The sequence below is a fragment of the Streptomyces sp. NPDC086080 genome (assembly GCF_044540255.1).
Taxonomy (GTDB): domain Bacteria; phylum Actinomycetota; class Actinomycetes; order Streptomycetales; family Streptomycetaceae; genus Streptomyces.
In genome coordinates, this window is sequence record NZ_JBITRU010000015.1 from 94,942 (window position 1) to 107,844 (window position 12,903).

The window sequence follows — 12,903 nt, forward strand, 5'->3', positions numbered from 1 at the left end:
ACCCCGCCCCGATCACCGGGAACCCCGCGCGGGAGCGGACCGCACATGCGCCGTACGCTGCCCTCCCCGGGGCCGCCACGACCGGGTCCTGGTCCCACCTGTCAGTGCGACAGTCCACAATGGTCCGCGTCAGATCCCGTCCAAACGCTTCAGCAAGGAGCCGGCAGCGATGGCCCGCCGCAGCACGAAGACCCCGCCGCCCGACGACTCGTACGAGGAGAAGATCCTCGACATCGACGTCGTCGACGAGATGCAGGGCTCCTTTCTCGAGTACGCCTACTCGGTCATCTACTCCCGCGCCCTGCCGGACGCGCGCGACGGCCTGAAGCCGGTGCACCGCCGCATCGTCTACCAGATGAACGAGATGGGGCTGCGCCCGGAGCGCGGTTACGTGAAGTGCGCCCGTGTCGTCGGCGAGGTCATGGGCAAGCTGCACCCCCATGGCGACGCCTCGATCTACGACGCCCTGGTGCGCATGGCCCAGTCGTTCTCGATGCGCGTCCCCCTGGTCGACGGCCATGGAAACTTCGGCTCGCTGGGCAACGACGACCCGCCCGCCGCGATGCGGTACACCGAGTGCCGGATGGCCGAGGCCACCAGTCTGATGACCGAGTCCATCGACGAGGACACGGTCGATTTCGCGCCCAACTACGACGGCCAGGAGCAGGAACCGGTGGCACTGCCCGCCGCTTTCCCGAACCTGCTGGTCAACGGCGCGTCGGGCATCGCCGTCGGTATGGCCACCAACATGCCGCCGCACAACCTGCGCGAGGTCATCGCGGCCGCGCGGCACCTGATCAGGTACCCCAACGCGGACCTCGACGCCCTGATGAAGCACGTCCCCGGCCCCGACCTGCCGACCGGCGGCCGGATCGTCGGCCTCTCCGGCGTCCGCGACGCCTACGAGAAGGGCCGCGGCACGTTCAAGATCCGGGCGACGGTCACGGTGGAGGACGTCACGGCCCGCCGCAAGGGCCTGGTCGTCACCGAGCTGCCCTTCACGGTCGGCCCGGAGAAGGTGATCGCCAAGATCAAGGACCTGGTCGGCTCGAAGAAGGTCCAGGGCATCGCCGACGTCAAGGACCTCACCGACCGCGCGCACGGGCTCCGCCTGGTCATCGAGATCAAGAACGGCTTCGTGCCGGAAGCGGTGCTGGAGCAGCTGTACAAGCTGACGCCGATGGAGGAGTCCTTCGGCATCAACAACGTGGCCCTGGTGGACGGCCAGCCGCTCACCCTCGGTCTGAAGGAACTCCTGGAGGTCTACCTCGACCACCGGTTCAACGTCGTACGCCGGCGTTCGGAGTTCCGGCGCGGCAAGCGGCGCGACCGCCTCCACCTGGTCGAGGGTCTGCTCACCGCCCTGGTGGACATCGACGAGGTCATCCGTCTCATCCGCTCCAGCGACAACTCTGCCCAGGCCAAGCAGCGCCTGATGGAGCGCTTCTCGCTCAGCGACATCCAGACCCAGTACATCCTGGACACGCCGCTGCGCCGCCTCACCAAGTACGACCGGATCGAGCTCGAGGCCGAGAAGGACCGGCTGAACACGGAGATCGAGGAACTGACCCGGATCCTGGACTCGGACGCGGAGCTGCGCAAGCTGGTCTCCGCCGAACTGGCCGCGGTGGCGAAGAAGTTCGGCAACGACCGCCGTACGCTTCTGCTGGAGTCCGGCGGCGCCCCGGCCGTGGCCGTGCCGCTGCAGGTGGCGGACGACCCGTGCCGCGTCCTGCTGTCCGCCACGGGGCTGCTCGCCCGTACGGCGAACGACGCGCCGCTCGCGGACGGCGCGGGCGCCAAGCGGGTCAAGCACGACGTGATCGTCTCGGCGGTACCGGCGACGGCCCGCGGCAAGATCGGCGTCGTCCTGTCGTCCGGCCGTCTGCTCCGGCTGAACGTCGTGGACCTGCCGCAGCTCCCGGAGACGATGCCGACGCCGAACCTCGCGGGCGGGGCGCCGCTGGCCGAGTTCGTGTCCCTGGAGGCCGACGAGCGGGTGGTGTGCCTGACCACCCTCGACGAGTCGTCGCCCGGCCTGGCGCTGGGCACGGAACAGGGCGTCGTCAAGCGGGTGGTGCCCGACTACCCCTCCCACAAGGAGGAGCTGGAGGTCATCACGCTCAAGGAGGGCGACCGGATCGTCGGGGCGGTGGAACTGCGCACGGGCGAGGAGGACCTGGTCTTCATCAGCGACGACGCGCAGCTGCTGCGCTATCCGGCGGCGCAGGTCCGTCCGCAGGGCCGCCCCGCGGGCGGCGTGGCGGGCATCAAGCTCACCGAGGGTGCGAAGGTCATCTGCTTCACGGCGGTCGACCCGGCCGTGGACGCCGCGGTGTTCACGGTCGCGGGCTCGCGCGGCACGCTGGACGACTCCGTCCAGACCACGGCCAAGCTGACCCCGTTCGACCAGTATCCGCGCAAGGGGCGGGCCACCGGCGGTGTGCGCTGCCAGCGGTTCCTGAAGGGCGAGGACTGTCTGTCCCTGGCCTGGGCGGGCCCGACCCCGGCCCGTGCCGCCCAGAAGAGCGGCGCACCGGTGGACCTGCCGGAGCCGGATCCGCGCCGGGACGGTTCGGGTGTGTCCCTGGCGAAGACGGTGTCGGTGGTGGCGGGCCCGGTCTGAGGACCCGTCCGGCGGATCACGCCGGAGCCCCCTGGGCCGCCGGTTCCTCCGCCGTTCCCCGCACATAGCGCAGAACGCCCCACATGCCTTGCTCGTCGGCGTGTGGGGCGCCGTCGTTCACACACGCCTCCAGCTCCTCACGGAGGGAGCCGGCGTCGATGTCCGCCCCGATGAGGACGAGCTGGGTGAGCCGTTCCGCGCCGGCCGTCCAGGATTCGGGGTAGAACCGCAGGAACCTCCCCACGGCGTGCACGGCGTACCGGTTGCCGGTGTCGTAGGCCCCGAAGTCGACGTACCCCTTGATCCGGTACAGCCCTTCGGGGCGGCCGTCCAGGAACCGGATCAGCCGCCGCGGATCGAGTGGGTGCCGTGAGACGAAGGAGAGGCTGTCGTACGCGGTGTGCAGATGTCCGGTGTGCTCGTGGTCGTGGTCGTGGTCGTGGTGGTGCAGATCGTCGAACGACAACTGCCCGACGCGCTCCTCCCTCGGCCGGCAGTCGAAGAGGAACTCGGGGTCGACACGGCCGTGGGTGGCGGGCACCACGGCCGCACGGTCGACCAGTGACCGCACGAGCCCCACCACCCGCCCGGCGTCCGCGGCCCGGTCGGTCTTGTTGACGACCACCAGATCGGCGAGCGCGAGGTGCCGGTCGATCTCCGGGTGCCTGGCCCGGGTGTCGTCGAACTCGGCGGCGTCCACCACCTCGACGAGTCCGCCGTAGACGATCCCCGGATGCTCACTGGCGAGCACCATCCGGACGAGCTCCTGCGGTTCGGCGAGCCCGCTGGCCTCGATGACGATGACATCGATGCGCGCCTCGGGCCGGGCGAGCCGTTCCAGGTAGACATCCAGCTCGCTGCCGTCGACGGCACAGCACAGACACCCGTTGCCGAGCGAGACCGTCGAGTCGCCGAGAGCCCCGGCGACAGCCATGGCGTCGATCTCGATGGCCCCGAAGTCGTTGACGACCGCCCCGATACGGCTGCCGCCGCTGTGGTGGAGGAGGTGATTGAGCAGAGTGGTCTTCCCCGAGCCGAGGAAGCCGGCCAGCACCACGACCGGAATCTGCCGCCCGCCACTGCGCACCACTGCGCGACCCCTCTCATACCTGCGCATACGCCGGCTCACTCACGGCATGCACACCGAAGATGGACTGGCGTACCAGGGTACGGAAGCGCGGCCCGGCACCTGCTCCGAAACCGAACCAAGCTGCGGTCACAGCGGGAGAAACCGGCGCCGCGCGCCCCCGGGGCCGGGCGACGAGCCATGCCTGCACAGATCAGGTTAGGCTCACCTGTGTGAGTAGAACGTGCTCAAGCGCCTCCCGCGAGCTCGACGAGCCGATCGCGGGAACCGCGGCCACCGCGCGGACCTGGCTGCTGCTGGAGCAGCCCGGCCCCTGGGGTGCCGAGGCGCTCACGTCGAGCCATCTCGATCCCTCGCTGGGCCGGGCCCTGAAGGCCGCCGCGAAGGGCACCGGGGTGCGGATCGCGCTCATACGCCGCGCGGGGCGCCACGCGGACAGCGGAGCGTCTGCCGCGCGCCGGGTGTACGCGGCCCACACCGTTCCGGGAAACGTGTGGCTGCACGCCGCCACGGTCGCGGACCCCGAGCACCTGCTCGATCTCGATTTCGCCGCGCTGGGCCGGGGTGAACCCGAGACCTTCGGCACCGCGCTGGGCGGAGGGCCCCATACAGGCGACCCGCTCGCCCTCGTCTGCACCAACGGCAAGCGGGACCGCTGCTGTGCCCTCCTCGGCCGGCCCCTGGCGGCGGAGCTCGCCGCGTCCGGTACCGAGGGTGTGTGGGAGGTCACCCACCTCGGCGGTCACCGCTTCTCGCCGACGGTGCTGGTGCTGCCGTACGGCTACGCGTACGGCAGGGCCGAGGCCCATGCTGTCAAGGAGGTGCTGCACGGCGCGCAGGAGGGCCGGATCGTCGTCGAGGGGTGCCGGGGCGGTTCCGCCTGGGAGCGGCCCGGTCAGGCGGCCGAGCTGGCCGTCCGGCGCGCGGTGGGCGAGTACACGGCCGAGGCCTTGAGCGTCGTGACGACGGACGGCGCGGCGCCCCGCTGGTCGGTGACCGTCGCCCACGCCGACGGGCGCCGGTGGCAGGTGACGGTCGCGCAGGGCGCGTCGCTTCCACCCCGTCCGGAGAGCTGCGGATCCGTACTCGGCTCCCCCGCGCGGATGGACGTCGTGGGCATCCGCGAGACGACGATGGCGGCGTCGGCGAGCTGACCGCCCCCGCGTGCGGCGCCCGCGGGTCCGCCGTGCCGCAGGCCGCCGTCCCGCGGACACGCCGTGTCCCGGGGCGTACCCGCGGGCTGACCGCCCCGCGGTCGCGGCGTCCCGCGGGTCCGGAGATCGATGACGTCCCGCCCGCTGGTGTAGCGGATCAAGGAGCCGGAATCCGCAGGCCAGGCGCGGTGGCCGCACGCCGTCCGACGTCCGGCCCGCCTCACCGTGACGCTTCCCGGGCTGCCGTCGCCACGGAGATCACCATGGGCCCACGCCGCCCCTCGGACGCGGGACGCGGGCCGCCCGGAACGCCGTTGCGTGAGGGCGACCCGCGCCTGAGGACACGGCCCCGTGGGGGCGGGGGAAGGAACCGTGCCCTCCCTCCATACGGATGGCGGGGCGTTCCGTCTCCGCCGAGCTACACCGCCCCCGCACCGGTCAGTGAACGCACCTCGGTCTCCGCGTGCCGGGACTCGTCCGGAACCTCGGTCGAGGTCACCGTGCCGAGCCAGCCCGCGAGGAAGCCCAGCGGGATGGAGACCAGCCCGGGGTTCTGCAGCGGGAAGAGCTGGAAGTCGACGCCGGGGAAGAGGGATTCGGGGCTTCCGGACACCACGGGGGACAGCAGGACCAGTACCACGGCCGGAACCAGACCTCCGTAGACGGACCACACGGCACCGCGGGTGGTGAAGCCGCGCCAGAACAGGGAGTAGAGCAGCACGGGCAGATTGGCGGAGGCGGCCACGGCGAAGGCCAGGCCCACCAGGAACGCGACGTTGAGGTCGCGGGCCAGCAGGCCGAGGGCGATCGCGAGCAGACCGATGCCCACCGCGGCGACGCGGGCCACGGACACCTCGCTGCGCGGCTTTCCGCCCCGGCGCCGCAGGGACGCGTACAGGTCGTGCGCGACGGACGCGGAGGAGGCGAGGGTGATTCCGGCGACCACGGCGAGGATCGTGGCGAAGGCGATGGCGGCGACGATCGCGAACAGGACCGTGCCGCCCGTGGAGCCCGCGCCGCCACCCAGGTCGAGCGCGAGCAGGGGCACCGCGGTGTTCCCGGAGGCGTTGGAAGCGCGGACGGCGTCCGGTCCGACGAGGGCGGCGGCGCCGAAGCCGAGCACGATCGTCATCAGGTAGAAGCCGCCGATGAGTCCGATCGACCAGACGACCGAACGCCGTGCCGCCCGCGCGGTGGGCACCGTGTAGAAGCGGGACAGGATGTGCGGCAGCCCCGCCGTACCGAGCACCAGCGCGAGCCCCAGGCTGATGAAGTCGAACCGAGCGATCAGGTCCCCGCCGTACGAGAGCCCCGGCGCCAGGAACGCGTCCCCGTGACCGCTGCGTTCGGCCGCCGTGTGCAGCAGCCGGTTGATGTCGCCGTGGAACCGCAGCAGGACCAGGACGGTCAGGGCGACGGTGCCGCCGAGGAGCAGGACCGCCTTGACGATCTGGATCCACGTGGTCGCCCGCATCCCTCCCAACGACACATAGATCACCATGAGGACGCCCACGCCGACCACGGTCCAGGCCCGCGCCGCCTCGCCGGTGCCGCCGAGCAGCAGCGCGACGAGACTGCCGGCGCCCACCATCTGCGCCACCAGATACAGCACGGACACGGTGACCGAGGAGGTCCCCGCCGCGATCCGGACCGGCCGCTCCCGCATGCGCGCCGCGACCACGTCGGCGAGGGTGAACCGCCCGCAGTTGCGCACCAGTTCCGCGACCAGGAAGAGAACCACCAGCCATGCCACCAGGAAGCCCACCGAGTAGAGCATCCCGTCGTAGCCGACGAGGCAGATGAGTCCGGAGATGCCGAGGAAGGACGCCGCCGACATGTAGTCGCCCGCGATGGCAAAACCATTCTCCATCGGGGAGAAGAGCCGGCCACCCGCGTAGAACTCCTCGGGCGAGCCCTGCCGGTGGCGGCTCACCCAGGTCGTGATGCCCAGGGTGACCGCGACGAACACGCCGAACAGCAGCAGCGCCGTCGTCTGGTGATCGGCCGTCATGACGGACCGCCCCGGCCTCGCGCCAGTTCCTGGGTGTCCCAGCGCAGTTCCAGCGCCGCGCGGTCCCTGCGCAACCGTGCGTGACGCACATAGGCCCAGGTGAGCAGGAAGGTGGTGAGGAACTGGCCGAGTCCCGCCAGCATCCCCAGGTTCACCGCGCCGGCGACGGGTCGCGCCATCAGGCCGGGCGAGGTCGTGGCGGTCACGAGGTAGGCCACGTACCAGGTGAGGAAGATGACGACCGCCGGGACCACGAACCGCCGGTACCTGCTGCGCACTTCCCGGAAGGCCGGGCTGCGCTGTACTTCGAGGTAGACGTCGGCGGCCGTCACGGTGTCCTGCTCGCGTGGCCCCGACGGCACGCGCGCGTCGGCCGACTCGCCCCAGCCCGAGGCCAGGGCGTCGTACCAGGGATCGTCGTAGCCGACGTCCCCCGAATTGCTTGGCTGCATACCCAAGGATGGACAGAACGGGAAGATCCCTGACTCTCTTCCCGTTCCGCTTCACCCCATCAGGTGACCGGGCCGTGCTCGCGCCCGGTGGAACCGCTACGCGTCGATGCGGGACCGGTCCAGTGTGGCCGCGGAGCTGGAGATGAACTCCTTGCGCGGGGCGACGTCGTTGCCCATGAGGAGGTCGAAGACCTGCTCGGCTGCCTCCAGGTCGGTGAGGTTGATCCGGCGCAGGGTGCGGTGGCGCGGGTCCATGGTGGTCTCGGCCAGCTGGTCGGCGTCCATCTCACCGAGGCCCTTGTACCGCTGGATCGAGTCCTTGTAGCGGACGTTCTTGCTCTGGAACTCCATGAGCTTGTCGCGCAGTTCCCGGTCCGAGTACGTGTAGACGTACTTGTCCTGGCCCTTCTTGGGCTGGATCAGCTCGATACGGTGCAGCGGCGGCACCGCGGCGAACACCCGGCCCGCCTCCACCATGGGCCGCATGTAGCGGTGGAACAGCGTCAGCAGCAGCGTGCGGATGTGGGAGCCGTCGACATCGGCGTCGGTCATCATGATGATCTTGCCGTAGCGGGCCGTGTCGATGTCGAAGGTCCGGCCCGAGCCGGCTCCTATGACCTGGATGATCGCGCCGCACTCGGCGTTCTTCAGCATGTCCGTCACGGACGACTTCTGGACGTTGAGGATCTTTCCACGGATCGGCAGAAGCGCCTGGAACTCGGAGTTCCGGGCGAGCTTCGCCGTGCCGAGCGCGGAGTCTCCCTCGACGATGAACAGCTCGCTGCGGTCGACGTCGTCGCTGCGGCAGTCGGCGAGCTTGGCCGGCAGCGAGGAGGACTCCAGGGCCGTCTTGCGGCGCTGCGCGTCCTTGTGCTGGCGGGCCGCGATACGGGTCCGGGCCGCGGCGACGGCCTTCTCCAGGACGACGCGGGCCTGCTGGGCCGCGTCACGCTTGGTCGAGGTCAGGAACGCCTTGAGTTCCTTGGCGATCACGGCGTTCACGATGCGGCGGGCCGCCGAGGTGCCGAGGACCTCCTTGGTCTGGCCCTCGAACTGCGGCTCGGCCAGACGGACCGTGACCACCGCGGTGAGGCCTTCCAGGGCGTCGTCCTTGACGATGTCGTCCTCGGCCACACGCAGCATCTTCTTCGCGCGCAGCACCTCGTTCATCGTCTTGGCGACCGCCTGCTCGAAGCCGGCGACATGGGTGCCGCCCTTGGGGGTGGCGATGATGTTGACGAAGGACCTGAGGGTGGTGTCGTAGCCCGTTCCCCAGCGCATCGCGACATCGACGCCGAGTTCGCGGGTGACCTCGGTGGGCGTCATCTGGCCGTGCTCGTCGAGGACGGGGACGGTCTCCTTGAAGGTGCCCTGCCCGGTGAGCCGGAGAGTGTCGCAGACCGGCCTGTCGGTGGCCAGGAACTCGCAGAACTCGCTGATGCCGCCATCGAAGCGGAAGGACTCCTCACCCTTGCTGCCGCCGTCACCGAGCCCGTACTCGTCGCGGACGACGATGGTCAGGCCGGGCACCAGGAACGCGGTCTGGCGGGCGCGCTGGTGCAGCGTCTCCAGGGCGAGCTTGGCGTCCTTGAGGAAGATCTGGCGGTCGGCCCAGTAGCGCACACGCGTGCCGCTGCGGGTCTTGGGGATCTTCTTGGTCTTGCGCAGCCCGGTCCTGGCCTCGAACTTCGCGTCCGGGCCCAGGGCGGCGAAGGCGCCGGGGACGCCGCGCCGGAAGCTGATCGCATGGGTGTGTCCGCCGCGGTCCACCTCCACGTCGAGCCGCGCGGAGAGCGCGTTGACGACGGAGGCGCCCACGCCGTGCAGACCGCCGGAGGCGGCGTACGAGCCGCCGCCGAACTTGCCGCCGGCGTGCAGCTTGGTCATGACGACCTCGACCCCGGAGAGGCCGGTCTTGGGCTCGACATCGACCGGGATGCCCCGGCCGTTGTCCCGTACCTCCACCGAGCCGTCGTCGTGGAGGACCACCTCGATGTGGTCGCAGTAGCTTCCGAGTGCCTCGTCGACGGAGTTGTCGATGATCTCCCAGAGGCAGTGCATCAGACCACGGCTGTCGGTGGATCCGATGTACATACCGGGGCGCTTCCGCACGGCCTCGAGCCCTTCGAGGACGAGCAGGTGCCGCGCGGTGTAGTTGGAACCGTCCCGGTCTGCTCCTGCCAGCAGCGCTGTGGACGGCACGGACGTCTCGGCGGTCACGCGGTTCGCTCCTCGCTGAATTTCAGATGGGGCCCTCATGGGTAAGGGCGCGGCTTGAGTCACCGGTGAGAGGGTACCGAGGCCTGGTAGAGCCGTTGTCACGCCACCCTCGTCTCCGTCACACCCTAGTCGACTGTCGTATACCTGTTCGATCCCTCGATGGAGTGAAGCACACATCACGTTCCCTTCCAGGCATGAACCATTTAGGCTCCGGGCACGTCCTCATGAACAACCGGCAACCCAGCCGGGAGGGCCGACCACCGAGACGAACGCGAATCCGTACGGCACATCAGACACGCACTACGGCACATTCGCCGCCAACCGGCAACAGCCACCCACCTCGGAAAGATTTTTTCGGGAAAAGCCACGAGCGGGAACGTTTTGGGGCTGGTTGGATGTTGACCCTGGTACGACAGCTCGTCGAGCTAGAGAAGAGGCGACGTGACTACTGTTCTGACCCCCGCGAGCCCACTGACGGCCGCCGATCGCTGCGACCGCTGCGGCGCCCAGGCATACCTGCGCGTCGTCCTGCTGAGCGGCGGAGAACTGCTCTTCTGCGCCCACCACGGCCGCAAGTTCGAGCCGGAACTCAAGAAGATCGCCGCCGAGATACAGGACGAGACGGAGCGGCTGACCGCTCCGGCGACCACCCCCGACGAAGAGCGCTGACGCCTCACGTCCAACGACGAGCAGACCGGCACAGGCCGGAGAACGGGCGGTTGCCTCGGGCTTCCGAGGCAACCGCCCGTTCTCTCGTGCCGACAGGCGCCCGGGGCTGCCCGGAGGAAGGCCTCAGGCACCCTGGAGCGCCGGCTCAGGCCCTGCGGGCCCGGCTCGGGCCTACGACCAGCCCAGCGTCCGCAGAACGTCGGAGATCCGCGTATAGACGCCCGGGCTGCCCGCCCAGCCGCAGCCGGCGCCCCAGGACACGAGGCCTATCAGACGGCCCTGCGCCACCAGCGGTCCACCGCTGTCCCCCTGGCAGGCATCGGGGCCCCCTGCCGTCTCGCCCGCGCACAGCATCGTCTCGGCGCGGTAGGTGCCCTCGGCTCCTCCGGGATAGGCGCGCTCGCACCGCGCGTCCGGCTGTACCCGTACGCGCGCCGCGTGCAGGCTGCCGGCGTAGCTGCCGGAGCCCGTGGTGTCCCCCCATCCGTAGACCGTGGCCGCCGTACCCGCGCGGTAGGCGGGATCTCCGGCCCCGGCCATGCCTATGACGGAGCTCGACGGCAGCGGCTCGGCCAGGCTGAGCACGGCGAAGTCCCCGGAATTGGTGGCGCCGTCATAGCCGGGGTTCACCCAGCTGTCACGCACGGCGATCTCCTGGCCACGATCCGACAGCAACTCGGTACGCCCGGCGATGACCCTGAGATCCGGCACCCGCTCCGGCGATGTCCCCAGCACCTCCTCGTCCATGCAGTGGGCCGCGGTGAGCACGGTGGTCCGGCCGACCGCCACACCCCCGCAGAACTGTCCCGCTCGCGTACCTCCGAACCGGTCACGGCTGGACAGCGCCACGGTCCACGGACCCTGCGAGACATCGACGGGAAATCCCCCGACGACGATGCTGTCGGCAGCCGCCGGAACGGCCGAGGCCAGCGGTATCACGCTCCCCGCGGCCGCGAGGGCCAGCGGGCGGGCCAGGGCCCGGGCAAGACGACGTCGCATGCGCGCTCCTCACTCTGGGTGCTCCTGAAGCACCCAGAGTGATCGCCCGCACCACGGCCCGCACCCGCGCGGCAGCGTGAAGGCCCGGTTCCCGAGAACGGGAACCGGGCCTTCACGGACGCGGCGCGCCACGACGCGTCGTGGCGGTACGTCCTAGTCGAGGTAGTCGCGCAGCACCTGGGAGCGCGACGGGTGGCGCAGTTTCGACATGGTCTTGGACTCGATCTGACGGATGCGCTCGCGCGTGACGCCGTACACCTTGCCGATCTCGTCGAGGGTCTTCGGCTGACCGTCGGTGAGACCGAAACGCATCGAGACGACTCCCGCCTCGCGCTCGGACAGGGTGTCGAGCACCGAGTGCAGCTGCTCCTGCAGCAGCGTGAAGCTGACCGCGTCGGCCGGGACGACCGCCTCGGAGTCCTCGATGAGGTCACCGAACTCGCTGTCGCCGTCCTCGCCCAGCGGGGTGTGCAGGGAGATGGGCTCGCGGCCGTACTTCTGGACCTCGATGACCTTCTCCGGGGTCATGTCGAGTTCCTTGGCGAGCTCCTCCGGGGTGGGCTCGCGGCCCAGGTCCTGGAGCATCTGGCGCTGCACACGCGCGAGCTTGTTGATGACCTCGACCATGTGCACCGGGATACGGATGGTGCGGGCCTGGTCGGCCATCGCGCGGGTGATCGCCTGACGGATCCACCAGGTGGCGTACGTGGAGAACTTGTAGCCCTTGGTGTAGTCGAACTTCTCCACCGCGCGGATCAGACCGAGGTTGCCCTCCTGGATGAGGTCCAGGAAGAGCATGCCGCGACCGGTGTAGCGCTTGGCCAGGGAGACCACCAGACGGAGGTTGGCCTCCAGGAGGTGGTTCTTGGCCCGGCGCCCGTCCTCCGCGATGATCTCCAGCTCGCGCTTGAGCTTCGGCGCCAGCTTGTCGGAGTTCGCCAGCTTGTCCTCGGCGAACAGTCCCGCCTCGATGCGCTTGGCGAGCTCGACCTCCTGCTCGGCGTTGAGCAGGGGGACCTTGCCGATCTGCTTGAGGTAGTCCTTGACCGGGTCGGCGGTGGCGCCGGCGGCGGCGACCTGCTGGGCGGGCGCGTCGTCCTCGTCCTCGTCGGAGAGCACGAAACCGGCGTTCTCGGTGCCCTCGGGCTCCTCCGCCTTGGCGTCCTCGGCGGTCTCCTCGTCGACCGGCTCGGCGTCGTCCTTCTTGGCCGCGGTCTTCTTGGCGGCCGTCTTCTTGGCCGTGGCCTTCTTCGCGGTCGCCTTCTTGGCGGTGGTCTTCTTGGCAGCCGCCTTCTTGGCGGGTGCCTCCTCCTCGACGGCGGGGTCGTCGTCGGGCGCCGCCGGGGTGGCGGTGGCGGTGGCCTTGCGGGTGGTCGTCGCCTTGGCCGCGACCGTCTTGGTGGCGGTGCGCTTGGCGGGACTCTTCGCTGCGACGCTCTTTCGGGTGCGCTTGGGTTCTGCGGCACTGACCATCAGCGTCACACCCTCTTCCTCGAGGATCTGGTTGAGGCTGCGCAGTACGTTCTTCCACTGAGTGGCCGGAATCTGGTCAGCTTCGAAGGCCCGACGCACGTCGTCGCCGGCGATCTGCCCCTCAGCCTTTCCCCGCTCGATGAGCGCCATGACAGAGATGGACTCGGCGATCTCCGGCGGGAGCGTACGGGATGTGCTGGCCGACACGAACA

The 12,903-nt window shown here is 70.0% G+C and carries 9 protein-coding genes; 3 read left to right on the forward strand and 6 right to left on the reverse strand.

All coding sequences use genetic code 11. The annotated features are described in order from the left end of the window. Positions 1–169 precede the first annotated feature (169 nt). Positions 170–2,626: a DNA topoisomerase (ATP-hydrolyzing) subunit A gene (locus tag ACIF9R_RS19355; protein WP_399981340.1), complete on the forward strand. Its 2,457-nt coding sequence runs from the start codon at positions 170–172 to the stop codon at positions 2,624–2,626. 16 nt (positions 2,627–2,642) lie between these two features. Here the strand turns inward: ACIF9R_RS19355 and ACIF9R_RS19360 are convergent, their stop codons facing one another. Further along, positions 2,643–3,743 (reverse strand): CobW family GTP-binding protein, encoded by a 1,101-nt coding sequence (locus ACIF9R_RS19360; protein ID WP_399981343.1) that lies wholly within the window; start codon positions 3,741–3,743, stop codon positions 2,643–2,645. Positions 3,744–3,925: 182 nt separating this feature from the next. On the opposite strand from ACIF9R_RS19360, the gene ACIF9R_RS19365 reads away from it, so the two are divergent. Then, the gene (locus ACIF9R_RS19365) at positions 3,926–4,867 is read left to right on the forward strand and encodes a sucrase ferredoxin (RefSeq protein ID WP_399981345.1); all 942 of its coding nucleotides are present in this window, start codon (positions 3,926–3,928) and stop codon (positions 4,865–4,867) included. 418 nt (positions 4,868–5,285) lie between these two features. On the opposite strand, the gene ACIF9R_RS19370 is transcribed toward ACIF9R_RS19365, so the two are convergent. The 3 genes from ACIF9R_RS19370 to ACIF9R_RS19380 all read right to left on the reverse strand — a co-directional run bounded on the left by ACIF9R_RS19370 (position 5,286) and on the right by ACIF9R_RS19380 (position 9,550). Then, on the reverse strand, positions 5,286–6,878 hold the full coding sequence (locus ACIF9R_RS19370; RefSeq protein WP_399981347.1) for a cation acetate symporter: 1,593 nt from the start codon (positions 6,876–6,878) through the stop codon (positions 5,286–5,288). Further along, positions 6,875–7,330 (reverse strand): DUF485 domain-containing protein, encoded by a 456-nt coding sequence (locus tag ACIF9R_RS19375; protein ID WP_399981350.1) that lies wholly within the window; start codon positions 7,328–7,330, stop codon positions 6,875–6,877. Before ACIF9R_RS19375 ends, ACIF9R_RS19370 begins: the two co-directional genes overlap by 4 nt. Before the next feature lie 96 nt (positions 7,331–7,426). Further along, positions 7,427–9,550 (reverse strand): type IIA DNA topoisomerase subunit B, encoded by a 2,124-nt coding sequence (locus ACIF9R_RS19380; protein WP_399981352.1) that lies wholly within the window; start codon positions 9,548–9,550, stop codon positions 7,427–7,429. A 441-nt stretch (positions 9,551–9,991) separates the two neighbouring features. Here ACIF9R_RS19380 and ACIF9R_RS19385 point away from each other — a divergent pair, with 441 nt between their 5' ends. Continuing rightward, positions 9,992–10,219 (forward strand): hypothetical protein, encoded by a 228-nt coding sequence (locus ACIF9R_RS19385; protein ID WP_103541389.1) that lies wholly within the window; start codon positions 9,992–9,994, stop codon positions 10,217–10,219. A gap of 171 nt (positions 10,220–10,390) precedes the next feature. Here ACIF9R_RS19385 and ACIF9R_RS19390 read toward each other — a convergent pair whose 3' ends face one another. Both ACIF9R_RS19390 and ACIF9R_RS19395 read right to left on the reverse strand, forming a co-directional pair. After that, a complete protein-coding gene (locus tag ACIF9R_RS19390) occupies positions 10,391–11,218 on the reverse strand; it encodes a S1 family peptidase (protein WP_399981355.1) in 828 nt (275 codons plus the stop codon). Between the two features lie 153 nt (positions 11,219–11,371). After that, positions 11,372–12,898 (reverse strand): RNA polymerase sigma factor, encoded by a 1,527-nt coding sequence (locus ACIF9R_RS19395; protein ID WP_399981357.1) that lies wholly within the window; start codon positions 12,896–12,898, stop codon positions 11,372–11,374. Between the last annotated feature and the right edge of the window lie 5 nt (positions 12,899–12,903).

Bases quoted from the DNA above. Each gene is read 5' to 3' on its own strand.
- ACIF9R_RS19355 (WP_399981340.1), top strand. From the start codon at position 170: ATGGCCCGCCGCAGCACGAAGACCCCGCCGCCCGACGACTCGTACGAG.
- ACIF9R_RS19360 (WP_399981343.1), bottom strand. From the start codon at position 3,743: ATGCGCAGGTATGAGAGGGGTCGCGCAGTGGTGCGCAGTGGCGGGCGG.
- ACIF9R_RS19370 (WP_399981347.1), bottom strand. From the start codon at position 6,878: ATGACGGCCGATCACCAGACGACGGCGCTGCTGCTGTTCGGCGTGTTC.
- ACIF9R_RS19375 (WP_399981350.1), bottom strand. From the start codon at position 7,330: ATGCAGCCAAGCAATTCGGGGGACGTCGGCTACGACGATCCCTGGTAC.
- ACIF9R_RS19390 (WP_399981355.1), bottom strand. From the start codon at position 11,218: ATGCGACGTCGTCTTGCCCGGGCCCTGGCCCGCCCGCTGGCCCTCGCG.